The sequence below is a fragment of the Rhizobium sp. AAP116 genome (genome assembly GCF_001295785.1).
Taxonomy (GTDB): Bacteria; Pseudomonadota; Alphaproteobacteria; order Rhizobiales; family Rhizobiaceae; genus Allorhizobium.
The window spans coordinates 180680-203141 of record NZ_LJIB01000043.1; the positions used below are offsets into that span (position 1 = coordinate 180680).

Annotated in this window: 23 protein-coding genes; 2 read left to right on the top strand and 21 right to left on the bottom strand. The window is 60.9% G+C overall.

Translation table 11 applies throughout. The annotated features are described in order from the left end of the window. Positions 1 to 96: 96 nt before the first annotated feature. The gene (locus tag IP85_RS20975; RefSeq protein WP_245280925.1) at positions 97 to 1014 is read right to left on the bottom strand and encodes an ABC transporter substrate-binding protein; all 918 of its coding nucleotides are present in this window, start codon (positions 1012 to 1014) and stop codon (positions 97 to 99) included. A 279-nt stretch (positions 1015 to 1293) separates the two neighbouring features. On the opposite strand from IP85_RS20975, the gene IP85_RS20980 reads away from it, so the two are divergent. After that, a complete protein-coding gene (locus IP85_RS20980; protein WP_150127517.1) occupies positions 1294 to 2061 on the top strand; it encodes a DeoR/GlpR family DNA-binding transcription regulator in 768 nt (255 codons plus the stop codon). 261 nt (positions 2062 to 2322) lie between these two features. On the opposite strand, the gene IP85_RS20985 is transcribed toward IP85_RS20980, so the two are convergent. From IP85_RS20985 to IP85_RS21015, 7 genes are all read right to left on the bottom strand, one after another. Further along, entirely contained in the window at positions 2323 to 3975 is a 1653-nt protein-coding gene (locus tag IP85_RS20985; RefSeq protein ID WP_054151605.1) for a dihydroxyacetone kinase subunit DhaK, read from the bottom strand. Between the two features lie 11 nt (positions 3976 to 3986). Beyond that, on the bottom strand, positions 3987 to 4982 hold the full coding sequence (locus IP85_RS20990) for an ABC transporter ATP-binding protein (protein ID WP_054151752.1): 996 nt from the start codon (positions 4980 to 4982) through the stop codon (positions 3987 to 3989). Beyond that, positions 4975 to 6072: an ABC transporter ATP-binding protein gene (locus IP85_RS20995; protein ID WP_054151606.1), complete on the bottom strand. Its 1098-nt coding sequence runs from the start codon at positions 6070 to 6072 to the stop codon at positions 4975 to 4977. Before IP85_RS20995 ends, IP85_RS20990 begins: the two co-directional genes overlap by 8 nt. A gap of 3 nt (positions 6073 to 6075) precedes the next feature. Continuing rightward, entirely contained in the window at positions 6076 to 6264 is a 189-nt protein-coding gene (locus tag IP85_RS21000; RefSeq protein ID WP_054151607.1) for a hypothetical protein, read from the bottom strand. Further along, positions 6261 to 7205: a carbohydrate ABC transporter permease gene (locus IP85_RS21005; RefSeq protein WP_054151608.1), complete on the bottom strand. Its 945-nt coding sequence runs from the start codon at positions 7203 to 7205 to the stop codon at positions 6261 to 6263. The genes IP85_RS21000 and IP85_RS21005 overlap by 4 nt, the downstream gene beginning before the upstream one ends. Continuing rightward, positions 7202 to 8149: a sugar ABC transporter permease gene (locus IP85_RS21010; protein ID WP_054151609.1), complete on the bottom strand. Its 948-nt coding sequence runs from the start codon at positions 8147 to 8149 to the stop codon at positions 7202 to 7204. Before IP85_RS21010 ends, IP85_RS21005 begins: the two co-directional genes overlap by 4 nt. Before the next feature lie 205 nt (positions 8150 to 8354). Then, complete coding sequence (locus tag IP85_RS21015) at positions 8355 to 9641, bottom strand: extracellular solute-binding protein (protein ID WP_245280926.1); 1287 nt, start codon at positions 9639 to 9641, stop codon at positions 8355 to 8357. Between the two features lie 315 nt (positions 9642 to 9956). On the opposite strand from IP85_RS21015, the gene IP85_RS21020 reads away from it, so the two are divergent. Further along, the gene (locus IP85_RS21020) at positions 9957 to 10979 is read left to right on the top strand and encodes a LacI family DNA-binding transcriptional regulator (RefSeq protein WP_054151611.1); all 1023 of its coding nucleotides are present in this window, start codon (positions 9957 to 9959) and stop codon (positions 10977 to 10979) included. 131 nt (positions 10980 to 11110) lie between these two features. On the opposite strand, the gene IP85_RS21025 is transcribed toward IP85_RS21020, so the two are convergent. The 13 genes from IP85_RS21025 to phnF all read right to left on the bottom strand — a co-directional run bounded on the left by IP85_RS21025 (position 11111) and on the right by phnF (position 21940). Continuing rightward, entirely contained in the window at positions 11111 to 11749 is a 639-nt protein-coding gene (locus tag IP85_RS21025) for a DapH/DapD/GlmU-related protein (RefSeq protein WP_054151612.1), read from the bottom strand. Next, the gene (phnE, locus tag IP85_RS21030) at positions 11746 to 12606 is read right to left on the bottom strand and encodes a phosphonate ABC transporter, permease protein PhnE (RefSeq protein ID WP_054151613.1); all 861 of its coding nucleotides are present in this window, start codon (positions 12604 to 12606) and stop codon (positions 11746 to 11748) included. The genes IP85_RS21025 and phnE (IP85_RS21030) overlap by 4 nt, the downstream gene beginning before the upstream one ends. Further along, the gene (gene phnE / locus IP85_RS21035) at positions 12606 to 13532 is read right to left on the bottom strand and encodes a phosphonate ABC transporter, permease protein PhnE (protein ID WP_054151614.1); all 927 of its coding nucleotides are present in this window, start codon (positions 13530 to 13532) and stop codon (positions 12606 to 12608) included. The genes phnE (IP85_RS21030) and phnE (IP85_RS21035) overlap by 1 nt, the downstream gene beginning before the upstream one ends. A 63-nt stretch (positions 13533 to 13595) precedes the next feature. Beyond that, positions 13596 to 14498 carry a phosphonate ABC transporter substrate-binding protein gene (phnD, locus tag IP85_RS21040; protein ID WP_054151615.1) on the bottom strand — a complete coding sequence of 301 codons (903 nt, stop codon included), beginning with the start codon at positions 14496 to 14498 and terminating at the stop codon, positions 13596 to 13598. Positions 14499 to 14519: 21 nt separating this feature from the next. Next, complete coding sequence (phnC, locus tag IP85_RS21045) at positions 14520 to 15326, bottom strand: phosphonate ABC transporter ATP-binding protein (RefSeq protein WP_054151616.1); 807 nt, start codon at positions 15324 to 15326, stop codon at positions 14520 to 14522. A gap of 179 nt (positions 15327 to 15505) precedes the next feature. Further along, on the bottom strand, positions 15506 to 16675 hold the full coding sequence (locus IP85_RS21050; RefSeq protein WP_054151617.1) for an alpha-D-ribose 1-methylphosphonate 5-triphosphate diphosphatase: 1170 nt from the start codon (positions 16673 to 16675) through the stop codon (positions 15506 to 15508). Further along, positions 16662 to 17369, bottom strand: coding sequence for an ATP-binding cassette domain-containing protein (locus IP85_RS21055; protein ID WP_054151618.1), 708 nt, complete (start codon positions 17367 to 17369; stop codon positions 16662 to 16664). Before IP85_RS21055 ends, IP85_RS21050 begins: the two co-directional genes overlap by 14 nt. A 7-nt stretch (positions 17370 to 17376) precedes the next feature. Then, positions 17377 to 18192 carry an ATP-binding cassette domain-containing protein gene (locus IP85_RS21060; RefSeq protein WP_054151619.1) on the bottom strand — a complete coding sequence of 272 codons (816 nt, stop codon included), beginning with the start codon at positions 18190 to 18192 and terminating at the stop codon, positions 17377 to 17379. After that, positions 18189 to 19103, bottom strand: coding sequence for an alpha-D-ribose 1-methylphosphonate 5-phosphate C-P-lyase PhnJ (locus IP85_RS21065; RefSeq protein ID WP_054151620.1), 915 nt, complete (start codon positions 19101 to 19103; stop codon positions 18189 to 18191). Before IP85_RS21065 ends, IP85_RS21060 begins: the two co-directional genes overlap by 4 nt. Next, complete coding sequence (locus IP85_RS21070; RefSeq protein ID WP_054151621.1) at positions 19100 to 20185, bottom strand: carbon-phosphorus lyase complex subunit PhnI; 1086 nt, start codon at positions 20183 to 20185, stop codon at positions 19100 to 19102. The genes IP85_RS21065 and IP85_RS21070 overlap by 4 nt, the downstream gene beginning before the upstream one ends. Beyond that, a complete protein-coding gene (gene phnH / locus IP85_RS21075; protein ID WP_054151622.1) occupies positions 20185 to 20742 on the bottom strand; it encodes a phosphonate C-P lyase system protein PhnH in 558 nt (185 codons plus the stop codon). The genes IP85_RS21070 and phnH overlap by 1 nt, the downstream gene beginning before the upstream one ends. Then, positions 20742 to 21197: a phosphonate C-P lyase system protein PhnG gene (gene phnG, locus IP85_RS21080; RefSeq protein WP_054151623.1), complete on the bottom strand. Its 456-nt coding sequence runs from the start codon at positions 21195 to 21197 to the stop codon at positions 20742 to 20744. The genes phnH and phnG overlap by 1 nt, the downstream gene beginning before the upstream one ends. Then, a complete protein-coding gene (gene phnF / locus IP85_RS21085; protein WP_054151624.1) occupies positions 21194 to 21940 on the bottom strand; it encodes a phosphonate metabolism transcriptional regulator PhnF in 747 nt (248 codons plus the stop codon). Before phnF ends, phnG begins: the two co-directional genes overlap by 4 nt. Positions 21941 to 22462: the final 522 nt, after the last annotated feature.

The following is a 22462-nucleotide window of genomic DNA, read 5'->3' on the forward strand; positions in this document are numbered from 1 at the left end:
GTTCCGCTGGATCGCAGGACGGATAGCCCGCAGGGGCCGCTCGAAAGAACGGTCACCCGCGCCGAGGGAGTGCGCGGGCGACCGAAGCCAGTCCGGCTATTTCTTGATCCATTCCGACCATTTGGCCTCGTTGGCGCCGACCCATTCGGCGACGACTTCCTCGACCTTCTTGCCTTCGAGATCGACCTTGGTGATCATCGCGCCCATTTCGTCGTTGCCGACATTGAAGGCCTTTATGGCCTCATGAGCGCCGGGCCACTTGTCCTTCAAACCGGACCAGGCGACCTTCCAGATCGGACCGAAGGGCTTGCCGCAATCATAGGCCATGTCCGGATTGGAGCCCCAGGCGGCGTCGGTGTAGCATTCCTTGGTGTATTGCGGGAATTCGACCCATTCGCCCTTGTATTTGGCCGGGGCCCAATGCGGCGCGTAGATCCAGAGGAGGATCGGTGCCTGACGCTGATAGGCGCTTTCAAGCTCTGCGAAGAGTGCCGCATCGGTTCCGGCATGCACGACCTCGAAGGGCAGGTCGAGCGCTTCGACACGTTCGTCATCAAATCCGCCCCAGGTGACCGGACCGCCGAGATAGCGGCCTTTCGGCGCTGTTTCCGCCGTCGAGAAGGCTTCGGCACAGGCTTCAGTCTTCAGAGCTTCCCAGTTCGGCAGGCCGGGGCATTTCTCCTTCATGTATTCGGGAAACCACCATTCTTCCTTGGCTTGCATGCCGGTTTCGCCGAGGTTTTCGACCTTGCCCGTTGCCGTGGCTGCGTCCATCGCCTCGCGGCCGGTCGTTTCCCAGATTTCCATGGCAACATGGAGGTCTCCGGATTCGAGACCGGCAAACTGGGCCAGATAGTCGGCCTGAACAAACTCGACGGAATAGCCCGCCTTCTTCAACACCTCGCCCATGATCTGGGTGGTGATCAACTGGCCTGTCCAGTCATGTAATGTCAGTTTGATCGGATCGGTGGATTCCTGCGCTGATGTCGGTGTGACGAAGAATGCGGCAGTCATCAGCAATGCGGCTGCGATAGTTCTCGGCATGCGGTCATGGTGAAGCATTCGAGTTCTCCCAGTAGAGCCCGTTGAGATTGCTTAAATCTGGCAAGGCACCCGGTCGCCGTTCCCCGTACTTTTCGTATCTGATGACGACCGCGTGTATGTCCGCAGTCTCGGGTCAAGCGAGAGAGCTTGTCAATCCGAATCTGTGGCATTTTGTGATTTTGTGACCGATTATGTGGTGTCTACTTGAAGCTGGTGTTGCCGCGAGCTAACGATGCGGTGACGAGCAGGATGGAGATGGTCATGCCCCCTTCAACACGGCAGCGAGAGATCTTGCGTGTTCTGGATCGCGAGGGAACTGTGGCCCTTTCGGCCCTTGCGCGCAAACTCGGTGTATCGCTGGAGACTATTCGGCGGGATCTTAAACCGTTGGCAAACGGTGGCAGTCTGATCAGGATGCATGGCGCAGTAAGCCTGACTTCCATGGTCGGCGAGGCGCCGTTCGAACGCCGGATGCGTGAAAACAGCGAGGCCAAGCGGGCCATCGCGGCCTCTGTTGCAGCGACCATACGTGACGGGGACTCGATCATGATGGACACAGGCACGACAACGAGCTTCCTTGCGCGGGAACTCCTGGGTCACCGGCGTCTGACCGTCGTGACAAACTCTTCCGACATCGCGCGCACGCTTGCTACGCTGAATGACAACAAAGTTTACATGGCAGGCGGGGAGTTGCGCAGCGACAACGGGGCGGCGTTCGGGAGTACGGCTATCGATTTCATCAGTCGATTTTCCGTAACCCACGCGATCATCTCGACGGGTGCCGTGAATTCAGAGGGGATGATGGATTACGATCTGGATGAGGCGGAATTTGCCCGCACGGTTATCACGCGCGGACGACGCACGCTGGTTGTGACGGACCGGAGTAAATTCGGTCGCGAGGGTCTGGTCCGTGTCTGTGGCTTCGAGGCGATCGCTGAGCTTGCGACCGATGTCCAGCCTCCACCGGACATTGCCGAGGCTATGGCTGCAGCCGGTACCAGTGTGTTGCTTGCCTGAACTCTGAGGCTATGTGTTCTTCGGCCGGTAGCCGAACTTCCCGATCGGGACGCACGTTTTGCGCGCCTAGAAGACCACGTTTGTTGGAAACGTTGAGGCCATGATCGATCGTCACGTCGCTTTGACAGTCAGGGTCCCGCGATGTCTCGGTTGGTCTGCGCGTTCGAGCCTGAAGTCCCGGTCCGAAGACAGTTTTAAATTGGCGCGTCAGAGACGGTGCGGATGCACGGCATCCACCGCACCCGTCCTTGGTTCAGTGCATCACTCAGCTGCCTTGCCCTGAGAGCCGCCATGGCGTCGCGCCAGGAACTCGAAGAGACGCGCGACAGCCTCTGCACCTGGATCGATGTGTCCTTCGAGCTGCTGAGCATTGATATACGCGGCCCGCCCGGCTCGGGCCTTGACGTAGGTTGCGGTGAGGTTGGCGCCTGCGCGTGCAGCACTTGCTGCTGCCGCGAAACCCTTGTCATAGGCATCAAGCGCAGGCGAAAGTGCGTCGATCATGGTTCGGTCGCCGAGCGCAGCGCCGCCGATTTCCTGCATGCGGGCAAGCCCGGCCTTCAACGCGTCGCGCATGCCGAGCCCACTTGAGGCTCCATCGCCTGCCGCAGCAAAGAAGATGGCGAGCAGCACTCCGGACGAACCGCCCATGGTCTGGCTAAGCTCCTGACCCATGGCGCGCAGTAACTGGGTATGGTCAGCAAGCGGCAGGCGGTCCAGAGCCTCGATCAGGGCCCGTGCGGCGCTTGCAAGGGTCGAGCCGGTATCGCCGTCACCGGATTTTGCATCAAGCGCATTGAGGTCCTTTTCTGCCTCGATCAGAAGCTTGCAGCACTCGGTGAGAAATTGACGGGTCGGCAGATGCTGCGAGGCAAGTGGCGCGATCGGGGTCAATCCGTCGGGCAGGGCGATGAGGTTGACCGGCCGAATGGCCGTTACGCCTGGCCATGCTGCAAGATCGACTGGCTTGGCAAGCAGGTCGAGGTCGGCTTTTTCCGCCGGCATGACCGAGATCGAAAAGCCCTGCATGTCGAGCGAGGTCATCAATGGGGCAGGACCAACGATATGCGAAATCCGATCGCCGATCGCTGATTGGACAAGTTCGTTGAGGACCACGGCCATTTCAAGCACGGAGGTGCCGCCAAGATTATTGATCAGCACCACATGCGGCTTGTCTTCCATGCCCACGGCAAGGCGGTCCACCATCGCTGCGACCGCGCCACGCACGCCGTCATACTCGATCTGCTCCACGCCCGCCTCACCATGGATGCCAAGGCCGAGTTCAGCGCGGCCCTCGGGAATTCGCGCTTCCTTGGGCGAGCCCGGTACGGTGCAGGTGTCTAGCGAAATCCCGATCGAGCGAATATTGGCGATCACGCGGCGTGCAGTGTCGATGACGGCATCGAGGCTTGCGCCGTTTTCGGCCATCGCACCGGCGATCTTGTGCACGAAGAGCGTGCCCGCGACTCCGCGAGACTGCGGCAGGTCGGGAAGCGCAATGTCATCATCTACGATCACCATCCCGACATTGAGCCCGAAGGCGCGCGCGCGCTCGGCCGCCAAGCCGAAGTTCAGCCGGTCGCCAGTATAATTCTTGACGATCAGCAGGCAACCGAGCGGGCCGGTCACAGCAAGGATTGCAGCCAGAATGGCGTCGACGCTCGGGGAGGCGAAGACATCACCACATACAGCGGCCGTCAGCATGCCGCGTCCGACAAAGCCTGCATGGGCCGGCTCATGGCCGGATCCGCCGCCCGACACGATCGCCACCTTCGACTTGTCCCAGTCGGACCGCACCACGACGCGAATATGCGGAAAGCCATCCAGGCGGCTCAAGGCTCCGGCTGAGGCCATGAGTACGCCGTCGATTGCTTCGGTGACGGCATTTTCCCTGCTGTTGAGGAATTGTGGCATGAGACCCTCCCTTAGACGAGACGCATTCCGGCCGCATCGAAATAAAGCGGCTTGTGCGGCTGGATTTTGATGATGTCGCCGCCCTTGAGAGCGGTATGGGCATCGGTGACGGTGATGATCGGGTGTTCCCCGAGCATGAGATGAAGGCGCGTCTGATCGCCGAGATGTTCGACCCGGGTGACCTGAGCTTCCTGGCCTTCTCCCGCACGAATATGCTCGGGCCTCAGCCCAATGGAATGGGCCCTGACCGGTGCGCCGGGGAAGAGGCTTGCGGGGAGCACGTTGATGCGCGGCTGACCAAGCCGGGTTGCTGCATAGATGCTGACCGGCGTTTCATAGATCTCGCGCGGCGATCCGAACTGCGCGAGTTGACCCTCCTTGAGTACACCGACATGGGTCGCCATGGTCATCGCCTCGATCTGGTCATGCGTCACATAGAGGAACGTGGCGCCCGACTGAGCCTGGATGTTCTTCAGTTCAACGCGGAGATCCGCGCGGAGTTTCGCGTCGAGCGAGCTGAGTGGCTCGTCCATCAGATAAATCTGCGGATTGCGGACCAGCGCGCGACCGATCGATACGCGCTGCATCTCTCCCCCCGAAAGGGCTGTCGCCTTGTTGTCGAGCTTGTGGGAGATCTGCAGGACCTCGGCGATCGCCTTCACCTTCTGGTCGATCTCCGCCTGCGGCGTGCGCAGCAGCGGCGACTTCAGCGGAAATTCGAGGTTTTGCCGCACTGTCATGTGCGGATAGAGGGAATACTGCTGAAAGACCATCGCGACATTGCGCTGTGCTGGTGTCAGTCCTGCCATGGAGCGTCCGCCAATCCTGACGTCGCCTTTGTCTTGTGTGTCAAGGCCGGACACCGTGCGCAGAAGGGTGGTTTTTCCGGCTCCGGTGGGCCCCAGGAGTACCACGAACGAGCCATCCGGAACGGTCATCGTCACGTCATCGAGCGCACGGGTGGCGCCGAACGACTTGCTGATGCTGGAAAGGACGACGTCAGCCACGAGCCAGTACTCCTTCATTGCCTTCGGACACCAGTGCCCTCCCGCTTTTCGCATCAAAAAGGGTGAGCGAGCGGCGATCCAATTCAAGCCCAACGGAAGCCCCCGTTCGGATCACATCGCTTGATGCTGTCCGCGCCTTGATCTCTCCGTGGTTGGTCTCGATCGTGAGGATCTGTGTGGTGCCGAGATATTCAACGGCGGCCACCCGTCCGCGAAGGCCGGCCGCGTCCGACAGGCGGACATGTTCCGGCCTCACCCCGAGTGTCAGCGCACCCTTGCAGCCTTCCCTGGATGTGGGAAGCTCGATGCGCGATCCACCGATCTCCACTGCATTGCCGCCTTCTTCAATCGCGCCTTCGAACTCAAGGAAGGACATCGGCGGCGAGCCGATAAACTTTGCCACGAACTTGGTTGCCGGCCAGTCGTAGATCTGTTGGGGTTTGCCGAATTGCTCGATCACGCCATGGTTCATGACGACGATCTTGTCGCCCATCTGCATGGCTTCCAGCTGATCGTGGGTGACATATACGGTGGTCGCCCCCATGCGGTCATGAAGGGCACGCAGCTCCTCGGCCATATGTTCGCGGAACTCCGCATCGAGTGCGCCGAGGGGCTCGTCCATGAAGAAGGCTTTCGGCTGGCGTACGATCGCACGGCCAAGCGCCACGCGCTGCCGGTCGCCGCCCGAAAGCCCGCCGACGGGTTTGTCGAGGATCGATGAGATCTGTAGGATGCGGGCGACTTCGGCGACACGGCGATCGACTTCTGCGCGCGGCACGCCCTGGCTCACCATGGGATAGGAGATGTTCTTGCGCACATTCATATGCGGATAAAGCGCAAACATCTGAAAGACGAAGGCGATGTCGCGCTCGCTCGCGCGCTTCATGCCTACCTCGTCGCCGCCGATATAGATCTCGCCACTGGTCGGCAGCTCAAGGCCAGCCATCATCCGCAGCGTCGTCGTCTTGCCGCAACCGGACGGGCCGAGCAGCATGAAGAACTCACCGTCCTCGACGGTGAAGGTCGACGACTTCACCGCATTGAAGGCTCCGAAGTCTTTACGCAGGTTTTGAACGCGGATCTGAGCCATCACTTACTCCGGGAAATGACTGACGACGATGAACATGACGGTTCCGATCAGCGTCACCGGAAAGGAGAAGGTAAAGAGCGTCAGCGAAAGCGGCTGCATGAGCATGACCACGCCGAGCGCAATCAAGGCCGAGGCGATCATTTCCCATTCGGACCGGCGAAACCGGCTGAGGCGGGTAAGGAAGTTCATCATTTGCGCACGGCTCCGAATGTGATGCCGCGCAGCAGATGCTTGCGCAACAAAACGGTGAAGACGACCACGGGTAGCAAGAACAGCGTCGCAGCCGCTGCAACCGCCGGCCAGTCGATTCCGCCGCCGACCGAGAGGATGGTTGGAATGAAGGGAGGTGCCGTCTGGGCATTGCCGCTCGTCAGCAGGACCGCGAAGGCATATTCATTCCAGGCGAAGATCAGGCAGAAGATCGCGGTCGAGGCGATGCCAGTTGCGGCCTGCGGCAGCACGACCTTGTAGAAGGCCTGGAAGCGGGTATAGCCATCGATCAGTGCCGCTTCCTCGTATTCGCGCGGGATTTCATCGATGAACCCCTTGAGCAGCCAGACCGATAGCGACAGGTTGACCGCCGTATAAAGCAGGATCATGCCGAGGTGCGTGTCGGAAAGGCCGAGCTGGCGGAACATCAGATAGATCGGGATTGCGACCGCAATCGGCGGCATCATGCGGGTCGACAGGATGAAGAACAGGAGGTCATCCTTGAGCGGCACCTTGAAGCGGCTGAAGGCATAAGCGGCAAGCGTTCCGAGGAAGATTGAAAGGAATGTCGAGCCGAAGCCGATGATGACCGAATTCAGGAACCTCTGACCGAAGCGCGACGGACCCGAGATGATCATGCCTCTGTCTCGGGTGATCTTGTCATACCAGGTGGTGGGCGGTGGCAGTTTGGCAAGGTCCTGTGCCGATGGGCGTGACTGTGTTGTAAAGAGGTTCACATAGCCTTCAAGCGTCGGCTGGAAGACCACTTTCGGCGGATAGCTGATCGAGTCCGGGCCGGACTTGAAGCTCGTCGAAATAATCCACAGCAACGGGATCAGCGTGATTACCGCGTAAAGTCCGACAAGGATGCCTGCAATCCACTTGGAGGCAGGCGACGGTTCGGTGACGGAATGTGCGCTCATCGTTCCTTAACCTTGTTCAGTGCCTTGACGTAAATAGAGGCGAGGCCGAATACCGTGACGAACAGGATGATTGCATAGGCACTGGAATAGCCGGTCCGCCATTTTTCGAAGGCCTCTCGCTTCAGATCGATCGAGGCGAGCAGTGTCTCGTCCCCCGGTCCGCCACCGGTCAGAAGGACCACGAGGTCGAACATCCGGAAATTTTCGATGCCGCGGAACAGGACCGCAAGCATCAGGAACGGTAGCGCCATCGGCAGCGTGATCGTCCAGAACTGCCGCCACTTCGATGCGCGGTCGACCTCCGCTGCCTCATAGATGTAGTCGGGAATGGAGCGCAGGCCCGCCAGGCAGATCAGCATGACGAAGGGCGTCCACATCCAGGTGTCGACAATGACGATCGCCCAGCGTGCCCAGCCGCCGGGGCCAAGCATCGAGAAGCTGTCGGCCGGAATGCCGGTCAGGAATTCGACGGCGTAGTTCACGAGGCCGATTTGCGGCTGGTAGAGAAAGGTCCAGAAATTGCCGACCACAGCGGGCGAGAGCATCATCGGGATGACGATCAATGTCGTGACCAGGTCATTGCCCTTGAACTTGCGGTTGATCAGCCATGCCAGGGAGAAGCCGATCAGCACCTGGAAGGTGATTGTCCAGATGAGGAAGTGGGCGGTTGTCTGCATGTTCGCCCAGGTGTCGGCGTCTGTCAGGATGCGCATGTAATTGCGCAACCCGACCCACTGCACTTCCGCATTCGGCTTGTTGGCGGCGAAGTTCGTAAACGACAGGCGGATTGTCCAGATCAGCGGGAAAATGTTGACGGACAAAAGCAGGAAGATCGTCGGCGCGACAAAAATCCAGGCAATGGCTCTATCGCTCAGACCCCGGATACGTTTTGCAACCGGTTCGGGTGTTGCGCGGGCGAGGCGGTCTGCAGTTTTGTCGGTCATCGTCCCGATCCGTGTGACGTTTCCAAATGGGCAGCCGGGTCCTTGTGCCTTGTCGCAACGACGCAAGGTTCGGCTTTAGCCGGCAGGCTTCAAGGGTCTTAAAGATTGGTGCCGGCGGCAGCGCTGGCTCTGTGTCTCTCCCTCGGCATTGCCGAGGGAGAGAGTAGGGGGCTTACCCGGGTCCGGGCATCAAGCTCGTCTTGTGTCAGAGCTTACCTTCGTCCTCGAAGGTTTCCGTCCAGTCGGCGATCAGCCCGTCAAGCGCTTCCTTGGCGGTGCCATTGCCAGCGACGACATAATCGTGGAAGCGCTTCTGCGATGCCTGTAGAAGCGACGCATAGGCCGGCTCTGCCCAGAAGTCCTTCACAATCGCCATGCTGTCGAGGAATGTCTGCGCATAGGGCTGGCTCTTGGCGAAGTTCGGGTCTTCGACCACGGCGCGAAGGCACGAGAAGCCGCCCATGGACCACCATTTGTCCTGCACATCCTTCTGGGCGAACCACTTGATGTAGGCCAGCGCGCCGTCCATGTTGTCGGTATTGGCGACGACCGAAATGCCCTGACCGCCGAGCTGGGCGAATTTCTCGCCGCCGGGGCCTGCGGGATTGACCAGATAGCCCGTCTTGCCGCCGCCAACATTCGGATCCGCCTCGAACCCCGGCCAGGTGAAGGCGAAGTTCATCTGCATGGCGACCTGGCCCGACTTGTACGCGTCAATGCCTTCGCCCATGTAAGTGTTCGACGTGCCCGGCGCGACGCAGCAATCATAGAGCGACTTGTAGAATTCGAGGCCCTTCACGGCGCCTTCCGAATTCACGAAGCCTTCCATCTCATAGGGCTTTTCGGGGTTGTCGTACTTGAAGCCATAGCTGTAGAGCACGTCCATCACGCCCATCGTGATGCCTTCCGAGCCGCGCTCGGTATAGATCGAGGCGCCGTAGACGGTCTTGCCATCGATCTCCCGGCCCTGGAAGAATTCGGTGACCTGCTTGAGTTCGTCGAAGGTTGCCGGTGGCGTCAGGTCGCGACCGAACTTTTCCTTGAAGGCTGTCTGGATTTCCGGGCGTTCGAACCAGTCCTTGCGATAGGTCCAGCCGACCACGTCACCGAAGGCCGGTAGCGACCAGTAGTTCGGGGTATTCTTCGGCCATTCCGAATAGCCTGTGACGGTTGCCGGAACGAAGGCATCCATGCTGATGCCTTCCTTGTCGAAGAAATCGTTGAGCTTCACGTACCAGCCGTTTTCGGCGGCACCGCCGATCCACTGGCTGTCGCCGATCATCAGGTCGCAGAGCTTGCCGCCGGAGTTGAGCTCGTTGAGCATGCGGTCGGCGAAGTTCGGCCACGGCACGAACTCGAATTTCATCTTGATGCCGGACGAGGCCTCAAAATCCTTGCTGAGTTCGACCAGCGCATTCGCCGGATCCCAGGCGGCCCAGCAGAGTGTCAGTTCCTTTTCATCGGCATGCGCCACGACAGCGCCGAAACTCATTGAAGATCCGACTGTCGCGGCAGCAAGCAGGCCTTTCACATAAAGGGATTTCATCATGTCATCCTCCCAGCGCCGTCCGGTCTCCAACGGATGGCGAAACGCCCTTTCGGGCCAAATGCCGGCTCCGGACCCTCATCCAGGCCGGCCTCCTCCAGCGGAACGGGCGGCGTTGCTTGCGCCGACCTGAACCACGTACAAGGCTAATTGATGTGCGCACCTCAAAGCAAGTCGTTTTTGAGGTGCGCACATCATTTCTTGCGTTTTGCCGCGATTTGAAGGAAAGCTCTGCCAGGCGGCAATCAGCAGGAAGTGTTTATGCGTCCAACAGCGAAGGATCTGGCCGAGGCTGCGGGCGTCAGCCTTGCGACCGTCGACCGTGTCTTGAACGACCGGCCCAATGTGAGCCCGAAGGCTGCTCGGCTGGTGAACGACGCGATCGAGCGGATCGGCTTCGTGCGCAACCCGGCAGCCGTCAGCCTGGCCCGCAGCAAACTATATCGCTTCCTGTTTCTGTTGCCGGTTAGCGGCGATCTGTACCTCACTGAACTCCTACGCCATGTGGAGGAGCTGACCGTTGCGTTGAAAGGCGACCTCACTGAAATCACCTGCCGCCAGATCGCGACCGACGATGCACATGGCATGGCAAAGCTCCTCTCCGGTCTGGACAGGGAGACCGTTGACGGTGTTGCCTTTATGGCGCCCGAGTCCCCGCAGGTGCGTGACGCCATGGCCCGGTTGCTTGAGCGTAATATCAAGGTTGTGCAGTTTCTTTCCGGTCAGGAGAAACTGCCTGAGGCTGATTTCGTCGGCATTGATAACTTTGCGGCTGGAGCAACCGCTGGCAAGCTGATGGGCATGCTGGCAGGTTCACAGCCTGGGAAAGTCTTGGTGATTGCAGAAACCATGCAATCGCTCGATAGCATCCAGCGCCGCCTCGGCTTTGACCAGGTCATCAACCAGATGTTTCCGCATCTGACCTGCCTGCCTTCGATCGAAACCCATGCCGATGAGGCACGCACGCGGCAGGTGGTTGGCCGCGTGCTGGCTGGCAATCGCGACGTGGCTGGCATCTACGTGCTGAGCGCAGAGGCTCGCGTGCCGATCCTGGCTGCTGCCGGAAATGTTGAGGTGAGCCGGATAGCTGTGGTCGTACATGAACGAACGCCCTTTACCGAACAGGCGCTGCGTGACGACGTGATCGATGCCGTCATCGCACAAGATCCGGGCCATGCTGTGCGCAGCGCAATTCGTATCATGCGCGCCCGATCGGATGCCCGCGAGCCGCTGGCTGCACAGGAAAAGATCCGTATCGAGATCCTGCTCAAGGAAAACCTCTAAGCGCGACGTCTGAGCGGAGCCGTAGGCGTCAGGTCAGTCGAGTGGCTTGCCGATCATTGCCGCACCTTGCAGAGATGCGAGTGCGGTGCAACCAGCAGTCCAAGAGGCAGGGCAACAGAGGGCCGCCTGGTTCAAGTCGATGCCATGGGGGAGGCCGTGTCCCGGCGATATTTTTCGATGAAGGCGTCGATCGCGAGTGCGCGGATGTCAGGCAGGCGGCCGCGCAGCGTGTCATGGTGCCAGTCCCACCAAGCGATATCGAGCAGTGCTTCGGCCTGCTTTTCGCTGAAGCGCCGCTTGATGAGCCTTGCGGGAACGCCGCCGATGATCGTGTAAGGCTCGACATCCTTCGAGACGACCGCACCGGCGCCGATCACTGCGCCGGTACCGATTGTCACGCCTGCAAGTACTGTGACGCCGTGGCCGATCCACACGTCGTGGCCGATGGTCACCCAGTGATCCTTGCGCCACTGGAAGAAGTCGGTGTCGTCTTCGCCCAGCCCGTATTGTGCAGCTCGGTAGGTGAAGTGGTGCTGGCTTGCGCGCCAGGTGGCGTGGTTGCCGGGATTGATGCGCGCGCCTTCGGCAATCGAGCAAAACTTGCCAATCGTCGACCATACAACGTTGCCGCCCTTGACGATGTAGGAATAGTCACCGAACTGACTTTCCCGCATGCTCACATGGGCCTGGATCTCGGTCCATTTGCCGAGTTCGCAGCCGAAGACCGTCGCCGTTTCATGGATGGTCGGAGCTTCCGACAGCATTTTCATTTCGCGTGTTCCCATTTGCCGATGAACCGCTCGCGGATTGCGCCGGAGATGGCGTCGATTACATAGACCATGGCGATGATAAGGAAGATGATCGACCAGGCCTCGTCCCATCGATAGGCGCCGATGCGGTCGGAGAGGATGAAGCCGATGCCGCCGGCGCCGACAATGCCGAGAATGGTCCCTGAGCGGACATTGGATTCGAAGTTGTAGAGGGTGATGGAAAGAAGCACCGGCCAGACTTGCGGCAGCATCCCGAAGCGGATGGCCTGGGAGCGAGACCCTCCGGAGGCAACAACGCCCTCGACGGGCTTCTTGGAGATGTTCTCGATCGCCTCGGCGTAGAGCTTTGCAAGAACACCGATTTCGCCCACCGCGATCGCGAGCACTCCGGGAAGTGGGCCGAGGCCGAAGGCGCGGATGAAGACGAGCGCCAGGATCAGCGTCTCGAAGGCGCGGATGATGTCAAAACCGCGCCGAACGCCAAAGCGCAAGAAGGCGAAGCGGTTGATGTTCTTGGCGCCGAGAAAGGAAAGCGGAAAGGCGAAGACGGCGCCGAGCAGCGTGCCGAGAAAGGCCATGGCGAGCGTTTCGCCGAGGCCTGTCAGGATATCGCTTAAGGGATCCCATTCGGTCCAGATATGCGGTGGGAACATGAAGGAGAGAACGCGGCCGAGGCGGCTAAGGCCGTTGATGATGCGTTCCGGCGTAAAGCCGAAATCATAGAGGCACCAGGCAAACAGCGCGGTAAAGCCGAGCATCAAACTCCAGCGCTTCAGCCGCGTCTGCATGGACGGACGGAAGGCAAGCGGCATGGACTGGCGCAGCGCCAGGATTTCCGCGCGGGTAACGGTCGTCATCAGTGGATCCTTTCCATGCCGATGATCCGGTGGCGCAGCTTTTCCGAGCCCCAGTCGATCACAAAGACGGTGACGAAGACGATGATGAAGAGCGCCGACAGATCGGTGTATTCCTGCAAGGAGATGGCGGTGCGAAGCTCCTGGCCCAGACCGCCGGCGCCGACATAGCCGATGATCGAGGACGAACGCACATTGATCTCGAAACGCAGCAGCGTGTAGCTGATAATGTTCGGCAGGATCTGCGGCACCGCGCCATAGCGTATCTGGTCAGCCCAGCTGCCGCCCGCCGATTTGACGCCCTCCAGCGGGCGCATGTCGATGTTCTCGTTCACTTCGGAATAGAGCTTGCCGAGCGCCCCACAGGTGTGGAGCGCGATCGCCAACACACCCGCCATCGGGCCGACGCCGAAACAGAAGACGAAGATCAGCGCGAATACCAGCTCCGGCACCGTGCGGGCTATCTCGAGATAGCGACGCGACAGCCAGAGCAGCCACCTGCTGGGGGAGAGATTGCGCGCTGCCGGGAAGGACATAACGAAGCCGCCCGCGACCCCAAGCGCGGTTGCCATGAACGCAATGAGCACGGTTTCGAGGAGGAGCCAGCCCCAGACCTTCCACCGCCAGAACCAAGCAGCGAGATCTGCGCCAAGCGTTTCCCACGACAGCTGAGGAATAGTCTTGGCAAGATATTCGCCGAGCCGTGGCAAGCCTGCGAGCAGGATCCAGCGTTCGGCTCTGCTGCCGTCAGAAAGCGTGATCTGGCTGACCTTCAGGAGATTGGAGAACTCGGCTGTCACAACAAAGGCGATCAATAGCGCCGCCGTCACGACGAGGAAGGTAAGCCGGCCGCGGGCGCGCTGGCGGGCGTAGGCGCGTTCGAAATCCAGCACCGCCTCGGAAGGGGATGCTGCAGGGGCGAAGGTCATGGCGTTTCCCTGTAAAAAAGGGGCGATCCCTGTCGAGATCGCCCCATCTGCGTCTGCGTGGGATCAGCTCTTGCGCTGGGCCTTCAGCCAGGCGCGCATGTCGACGATCCACTGGTAGCGGTCATGGTCGACCTCGACATAGCCCTTGGCCGTCGAGTTTTCCGCGCCGGTCATTTCCTTGTGGGCTGCCGGATCGGCTTCCGGAACAGCCTTTACGGCGGCCTGCATGTCGGCGATCAGTTCAGCCGGCAGGTTGGCACGGGCGGTGAACGGACCGGAAGTAATCTCGGGCGACTTCCAGATATTGCAGACCTCGCCTTCCTTGATCATGCCCTTGGTGACCATGCGCTGCGGAATGCCGCTCTTCTCGTTGTTGATATAGGTGGCGGCGGCATCGAACTGTCCGTTGACGACGCCTTGAACGCCGGCCTCGTGGCTGCCGGAGAAGGGCGTGGCCGAGAAATAGGTCGAAGGCTCGAAGCCCTGCTGCACGAGGTTGTAGTTCGGAACAGCATAGCCGCTGGTGGAATCCGGATCGGCGAAAGCCAGGACCTTGCCCTTCAGGTCCTCGATCTTCTTGTAGGGGCTGTCGCAGCGCACCGTGATGACCGAGAAATAGCCGGTGGAATCGTCTTCCTGAACCGCGGTCAGGAGCGGAACGATTCCGCCATCGGTCTCGGTATAGGCCGCGGCATAGGCGGAGGAGCCGAGGAAGGCGAATTCGATCTGGTCGGCGGCGAGCGCCTGGACGACTCCGTCGTAATTGCCAGCAGTGAAGAGTTCGACGTCGATGCCGAGGGTCTTTTCAAGATAGGCCTCGAAAGGCTTGTAGCGAGCAACGCGATCCTTCTCGTTCTCGCCGGACAGGACGCCGAAGCGGACGACCTTGTAGTCGGACTTCCAGTCGGCAGCGATGGCCGGCAGGGAAGAAAGCGTGAGGAGGGCTGTGGCGGCGATGAGACGCATTGGTATTCTCCCAGAGGTTGATCAGGCCGGAATCGCCGACCGGATGGAGGTCGAGGTGATGGATTCGTTGAACTCGGTGAGGCCGGAACCGCCGTAGATGTCACGAACGACATCGTCGGTAAGATTGCGGGCGCTGCCGTCGAACATGACGATGCCGGAGCGCATGGCGATGATCCGGTCGCAATAGGCACGCGCGGTGTCGAGGGTGTGCAGGTTGACGATAACGGTGATGCCGTCCTCGGTGTTGATGGTGCGCAGCGCTTCCATGACGCGCATGGCGTTGCCGGGATCGAGGCTGGCGATGGGTTCGTCGGCAAGCAGGATGCGCGGCTCCTGCAGGAGGGCGCGGGCGATCGCGACGCGCTGCTGTTGTCCGCCTGAAAGCGTGCCGGCGCGCTGAAGGGCCTGGGGCGCGAGATCGAGCCGGTCGAGCGCGCGGATCGCCAGCGCCCGTTCGGCGTCGGAAAAACGCATCGCCATGGAACTCGCAAAACCATGCGAAGAGATGCGGCCGACCAGCACGTTGGTCAAAACGTCCAGGCGCTCAATCAGGTTGAACTGCTGAAAGATCATCGCACATTCACGTCGCCACTGGCGCAGCGCCCGTCCATTGAGCGACGTGATCTCGCGCTCACCAAAATGGACGCTGCCGTCGGTTGGATCGATCAGCCGATTGATGAGGCGCAGCAGCGTGGACTTGCCGGCGCCAGAGCGGCCTATGACACCGACGAACTCTCCGGCGGCGATGTCGAGACTGACACCGCCGACGGCTCTGGTCTGGCCAAAGGTGCGGCCGAGCTTGCGAAGGGAGAGTGTGTTCTTTTCCATGAAGCGATCATGGAGCGCCTCTGTGACAGCGACATATCATCCGAATGAATTTAATTTGGAGGATTTGCGACAGTTCTGTAGCAGCCTCAGCGGCGTTCCAAGCCCTGTAGACAAGGGCGAAAGAGAAACGGGCCGTGCAATGCACGGCCCGTCAGACGGCGACAGGTTCTTTAGCGATCTTACGCAGCTTGAGCGAAGGTTAGCGAACCGTCGGAATAGATTTTGCGGCCACCCCGGAAGACGCAGCGGACATGGCCGATGCCATTATCGTCGGCGACAAGAAAGTCTGCTTTTTTTCCGACCGCGATCTCGCCACGATCGGCAAGCCCGAGCGCCTGAGCTGGATTGGACGTCGCCAGCCGGCAGGCACCGGAAAGGCCATGCTTGTCGGTCTTTGCCAGTTCCAGCACCGCCGGCAGGATGGCCGACGGGTGATAATCTGCGGCCAGGATATCCAGCAGTCCGGCGGCATGAGCGTCGCGCGCCGAAAGATTGCCTGAATAGGACTGTCCGCGCAGCGCGTTTGGCGCGCCCATGGCGTTCATCAGGCCGAGTTTCTTCGCCGCGGCGGCGGCCTCGAGGGTGACCGGGAACTCGCTGATCAGGACACCAAGCGAATGCATCAGTTGAACCTTGGCGACGGTGTCGTCGTCATGGCTAGCGATCGCCACACCATGGGCATGGCAGGCCTTCGAGATCGCATCCAGCGTATGCGTCATTACGTCAGCCGGCTGGGTGCGCTCCTCGATGCGCCGCGCGATCGACTGCGCGGCTTCTTCGAGGCTCATACCCTTTTCGCGAGCGAGCTTTTCGATGTGGCGCTCGACATCGCGATACTGCCCCTGTCCCGGCGTATGATCGTTGAGCGAGATCAGATCTACGGAACCCTCGGCGATCAGCTCCTCGATCACGGCGAGCGCCTTGGGGAAGGTGATTTCGAAGCGGGCATGGACTTTGTGATCGACCAGGAGCTTGCCGCGCATGGTCTTGATTGCGCGGATGATGCTGCTGGTGTGCTCGTAGCTGCGCAGGTGCCCGTAGGTCGAGGCAGGACTGAAAGATAGCGCGGCATAGGCGGTCGTGACGCCAGAAACAGCAAGACGGCGGTCGAGATCGCGCAGACCGAGCTCAAGCGGCATGCGCACATTCGGCCGTGGCTCCACCTCGCGTTCCACCATGTCGCCGTGCATGTCGATGAAGCCCGGCATAAGGATCAGGCCTTGCGCCGACATATCGGCATTGGCGACGGGTTTTTCCGAGATTTCGGCGATCATTCCGTCCTCGATGCGCACCGCACCGTTCGGCAGCACGCGGTCTAGCAGCACCACCCGGCAATCAGAGATCCACATTGGCAAGTTCCTCAAAGGCTTGAAGTTCGATTTCCCGGTCGATGAGCCCAGCCACGTCGCCCGGATGATGAAAGACGCCGATCATGGCGACACCCTGCGCCTTGAGGTCGGCGAGACGGTTGACCAGCGCCTTGCGAGCGCCGGCATCAAGTGAGGCCGTTGGCTCGTCGAGCAGCAGCAGCCGCTGCGGCAGGATGAGCGCTCGTGCGAGGTTCACCTTCTGCTGTTCGCCGCCGGAAAAGGTGGTGGGATAGGCTTTCCAGAGATTGCGCTTGACGCCGAAGGCCTCCAGCCAGCGCCGTGCCTCGACGAGCGCTTCTTCGTGCTGCATGCCCGCTTGGCGCAAGGGTTCGGCAACGATATCCTCGGCAGGAACCCGCGGACGGGCGATCAGGAATTGCGTGACAAAGCCGATCTCACGCCGGCGCAGAAACGCAATATCGACATCGGCTGCCCTGGCAAGGTCGATGCGGCCCTCGGCTGTATGGTACCAGATATGCCCCGCGCGCGGCAGATAGCTGCGATAGAGGGTGCGCAGAAGCGTCGATTTGCCGACGCCATTCGGCCCTCTCAAAAGCAGGAACTCGCCGGGGTTCAGCGTAAACCCTATGCCTGAAAATGCGTGAAGGTTCTGGTCGAGATGGTGCATGTGGAAGGTTTTCGAGAGGCCTTCCACCTCCAGGACGGGCTGCATGGCGGCCTCACAATTTGGCGTGAACGAGTTGCTGGGTGTATTCGTGTTGCGGATCCTGAAAGATCTGGTCGACCAGGCCTTGCTCGACCACGCGACCGCGCCGCATGACCATGACCCGGTCTGCCATGGTACGGATCACGCCGAGATCGTGGCTGACGATGACCATGGTGATCGCGCGGTCCCGCTGCAGCCGTTTCAAGGTGTCGAGCACCAGCGCCTGAACGGAGACGTCGAGGCCGGTGGTCGGCTCGTCCAGCAGCAGCAGTGCCGGTTCGAGCGCAATCGCCTTGGCGAGCTGCACGCGCTGCTGCATGCCGCCGGACAGTTCGATTGGCCGCGCATCCATGCGCTCTAACGGGAACTCGGAGGCATCGAGCGCCTCTCGTGCCTTTGAGCGCAGTTCGGCGAAACTCCGCTCGCCAGCGATTAACAGTCGCTCCGCCACGTTGCCGGAACTGGTATGACCCATCAGCAGGCCGAGATGCGGGTTCTGGTAAACGATGCCGATATGGCGCGCGCAAAGCATGCGGCGGGAGAAGCGGTCGAGATCGAACAGGTTGCCGTCGAGCTCCGGCAGGGCCAGGCGATAGTCACCGCTGTCGGGTGTGTCCTCAAGGTTCATCATCCTCAGAAGCGTGGACTTGCCCGAGCCGCTCTCGCCGACGATGCCGAGTACCTCGCCGGGATAGACGGTGGCGGACACGTCCTGAAGCGCGACCACCTTGCCGAAGCGTTTGCTGACGTCGGTCATTGTCAGAAGCGGCGGGGTTGTCATCAGTTGCGGCGCGTTCTGCAGCCGCTCAGCCAGAAGTTCTCCGATCATGGGCGGAATTCTCCGTTCTTGTACCAAGTCTCGCCCTGTTCCACGTTCAGCCCCTCGGTGCGGCGGATCGCCTTGATGCCGAAATTGCTGTCGGACAGCTCGAATTGCGAGCTGCCGTCGTCCTGCGGGATCTCGTTCATGAAATAACCGCTGACGCCCGAGCGGTGGCAGGTGAGGGCGGCATGGTCCTCGACCTTGTAGGGCACGTCGGAGAAGACCAGCGGCTCGACCCGCGTGAAAGGTGGCACGGCGTAGAGCCGCTTTTCGCGCCCAGCCGAGAGAAAGGTCAGGTGCCTTGCCATGTCGAGCTTCGGCACGTCCCAGCGCGGGATCGGCGAGGGGGTCATGACATGGCGGCCGTTGACCAGCGAAGGATAGGCCGCGCCCTGCATGATGCGGCCCGAACGCACGATCTGCTCATAGAGCGTCAGCCACAGCCGGCCGTAATCGGCGTCGGCATGCATCTGGCGGGCGATCGACATGTTGGGCTCGACCGGGCGCAGCGGTTCGGGATTTGGCACCTGCAGCACGAGGATCTGATCCTCGCGCAGCTTTTCCTCAGGGATACGGTGCCGGCTCTGAATGATCGTTGCCTCCTGCGTGTCCCAGGTCTCACCGGCGCCGGATACGCGCGAAAGGAATCGGCGGATCGAGGCGGCGTTGACGCTGTCGTCGGCGCCCTGGTCGATCACCTTGATCACGGAGGAGGGCTTGATCAGGGTCAGCGTCACTTGCAGGCCGCCGGTGCCCCAGCCGCGCGCAATCGGCACCTCGCGGCTGGCATACGGCATCTGGCAGCCGGGTACGGCAATCGCCTTCAGCATCTTGCGGCGCAGCTCGCGCTTGGCCGAGGCATCAAGGAAGCCGTAGCTGAAGGCTTCCCATGGCTTTGTGAGTGCTGAAAGGCTCATGCCGGCTCCTTCACGAGCTTGGTGGTTTTCGTGGCGTCATCGGCAGGGGGCGCCGTCTTCTTTGCGTCGCGCAGGGCGTCGAGCGAAGACTGGAAGGTGACGTAGTGCGGCAGCTTGAAATGGATGCAGAAGCCCGAGGCTTCCACGGGTTCGGTGTGGTAGAGGAAGAATTCCTCGTTGACGGGTGAATTCTGATCCGCCGCTGCCGAATTCAGATCCAGCGTCGCGCCAGCGATGGTCTTGATTTCGTTCCAGCCGAGTGTCGCGCAGAAGCCGAGCTGAAGCTGGCCGCCTTTTCCTTTGCTCGTGACTTCCGCCTGCGAGACGCGAACGCGACCAGCCGAGAAAACCGTGCCCGCCGGATGGCGCACACGCACCTCCGCTTCTGCAAGTCGCAGCTCGTTGACGGTCGGATGCGCATTGCCATAGCCGCGCATCGCCGAATAGCCGAGTGCCAGCACACCGCCTGTGTCGGCGCGAGCCAGGCTTTGCAGCGTATGGGCGCGCTTGGCCGGAAACAGAAGCGGCTCGCGGGTGAGGTCTGGAATGTCGTCAGGGGCGACTTCGTCGGCGGCGATGTCTGCAACCAGTCCTTGCGCCTTTTGCCAGGCGGCAAGCGACGGCTGGCACGCCGGTGCGGGTCTTGCCGCAGGTTCGACCGGGGTCGGCTCGAATGCCTGGCCTTCCAGCACGCCGGTCGCCAGCAATCGGTGTGAATAGTCGAGCGTCGGGCCGAGCACCTGACCGCCGGGAATATCCTTGAAGGCAGCAGAAATGCGGCGGTGCGTGAAAAGGCTTTCCTGCGTCACCGGTTCGGCGATCGCAAGGCGCGGCTGGGTGGTGCGCCAGGCACGCAGAAGGAGCACCGCCTCGTAAAGGTCGCCGCCGGCCTGGGCGAGCGCAAGCGCTGCCAGATCACGGTCGTAGAGCGAGGCCTCGCCCATCACGCGGTCGATCAGGTAAGGCAGGCTTTCGCGGACGTCCGCGACGCGCTCCATGTCAATCGTCCCCATTTCGGCGCGGTAAAGCCTTTCAGATTGTTCAATGGCGCGTTCACCGCCTCGAGTTGCCACATAGGCCATCAGAGCACCTCCACCGTGGTTGAGCGTGGCAGACCGACAACACGGTCTCCATCGACGAAGAAGAGTTCGAACCCGGTCGGGTAGAGGCAACGCGTCGCGCGAAGCGTCCAAATATCAGGCCTGAGGCCGCCGAGGCGGATATCCTCATAAGTTTCGATGCCGGGGCCGCGCAGGCGAAGCCCTTGTCCCTCGCCAATCCTCGCCCCTGAAAACACGGTGGCGCCATCATCGGGATAGAGATGCGACCCCGCGGGCGCGACGGCCAGATCGCGCAGGCCCGCCTCAGTTTCCAGATCGATAAAGGCGTGGTCGGCGTCGCGTGCGCCGGTAATCGCCGCTCCGGTCGAGGCGATCAGCGGCAGGAGCGTCTTGTGGCCCGAAAAGACCCTGCATTCGCGGTCAATCAGCGTTTCGACGATGGCCTCCAGGCCCGGCTGTGGCAGTGTCTGGACAGTGCCGGGGCGGGCGAGCGCCCACATCAGGGCGTCGTAGGTGGCATTGTGAAGCCGCTCCAGGTCGTTTGGAACGGGGACAGCAATCAGGGCGGAGGCATCCATCAGAAGGTCTCCATGTCTACACGGGTCGCCTCGACCGCGCGAAGGCGCTCTGTGTCTGCGCCCATGATCTTCAGGGCCTCATCTTCCACGAAGTCAGTGATGCGCGCGGCGAGGGTTTCGATCGATCCGGCGGCGTCCACGATCGCCATTGCCATGGCCCGCTCGAGGTCGCGGCCAACAATCATGCCATAGCCTTCAGTGCCGTTGGACTGAAGCCGGATATGCGCCTCCGCCACCAACACCTCGCCGAGATGAAAGTCTGTGCCCTTTACCGTGTCGCGCATCGGCAGCATCGCGAGCCCTGTGCGGCTCTGAATGACGTCGATCGCGCCGAGCGGTGCAAGAAGCTCTTCCGCGAAGGCCTTCAGCGCGGCTGTATTGGCGCGCGCAAGGGTTTCGAGCCGGCGGGCGTGGGCGTCGCCCGGCGCACCGGCATGCTGGAACTGTGTTGTCATGGGGCCTTGCCCTCCTCGCCCACGAAGGGGTCGTCGAGACTGTCAAAAGAAAACTGGACGCGGTCGCCTGCCCAGACCGCCTCGGAATAACCAAGCGCGGTGCCCTTGGCATCGACGTCGATCTTTGTGACGACCATGACCGGATGATCTGGGTGTTGCCGCAGCAGTCTGGATTCCTCCGGCTCGGCGCGGCGGGTGAAGATGGTGGTGCTCTTGCGGAAATAATCGGTGACCCCGTGGTCACGATAGATTTCGGTCACGGAAACGCCGGCCTCACGGCGCACGCCTAGGTCCGGAAAGAGCGCTACCGGATGAAAGGCGATGCCGAGATTGATCGGCATGTCGTCGGCCAGACCCCGCCTCATGATCCGATGGACCTCGGCCCCGCGAGCGATCCTTAGCGCCTCCGCTACACGGTCGGGCGCCGGCACGATAGTTGAGGAGAGGTGCTCGGCGGAGGGTTTGTAACCCTGTCCGGTCAGGTTCTCGCGGAAACGCGTCCTGCGCCCGATCTGGTAGTTGATCAGCCGGGTCGCCTCGACGAAGGTGCCGCGCCCCTGTTCAACCCTGAGCTTGCCCTCGACCGCAAGCGCCGATACTGCACGCCGGACAGAGTGGCGGCCAACGCCGAAGACCTCGCACAGCTCGGGCTCCGTCGGCAGCCGCGTGCCGGGAGCAAGTTTGCCTGAGGCGATGTCACTGGCCAGATGGTCTTTGACGATTTGCCAAGTGTCTCTTTGCATACGCTATCCATGATTCATTCGAATGAATCATGGATAGCGTATGCGTATGACGCGGCGATGACGCGGCCTTGATCCTCAGGACAGGAAAATGGGTTTGGGTTAGCGAGGTACGATCAGTACAGCTGCATGCACGAGCGAGGAGGGCGGACTGCGAGTCTTAGCGTCTAGATGGCGATTCCACCAACAGAGAATTCTGTATAGATGCGCATCTATAATATATGTAGAACATAAATTGCTTTATTTATAAGAAATCCGCTGGTGATTCTGGTGTAAAATTTCGTTTTTTATAATGTTTAAATATAGAATGTAATTATCTGCAGTCTAATTTATGCAAAATACGGAACGGTTAGTGGCAATTCCCCGTTTTAATGGGGTTCTGCAGTAGAATTCACGCAGCCATTTCCAGTTTATGTGCGGGTGTGATGCCGCCGATGCTCATATTGTGGCGTTCGTTGCTGTAGGTCCATAGCCATTGTACGGCGAATTCCTATGTTTCTCGTGCGTCACGGGTCTGTAGAGAAA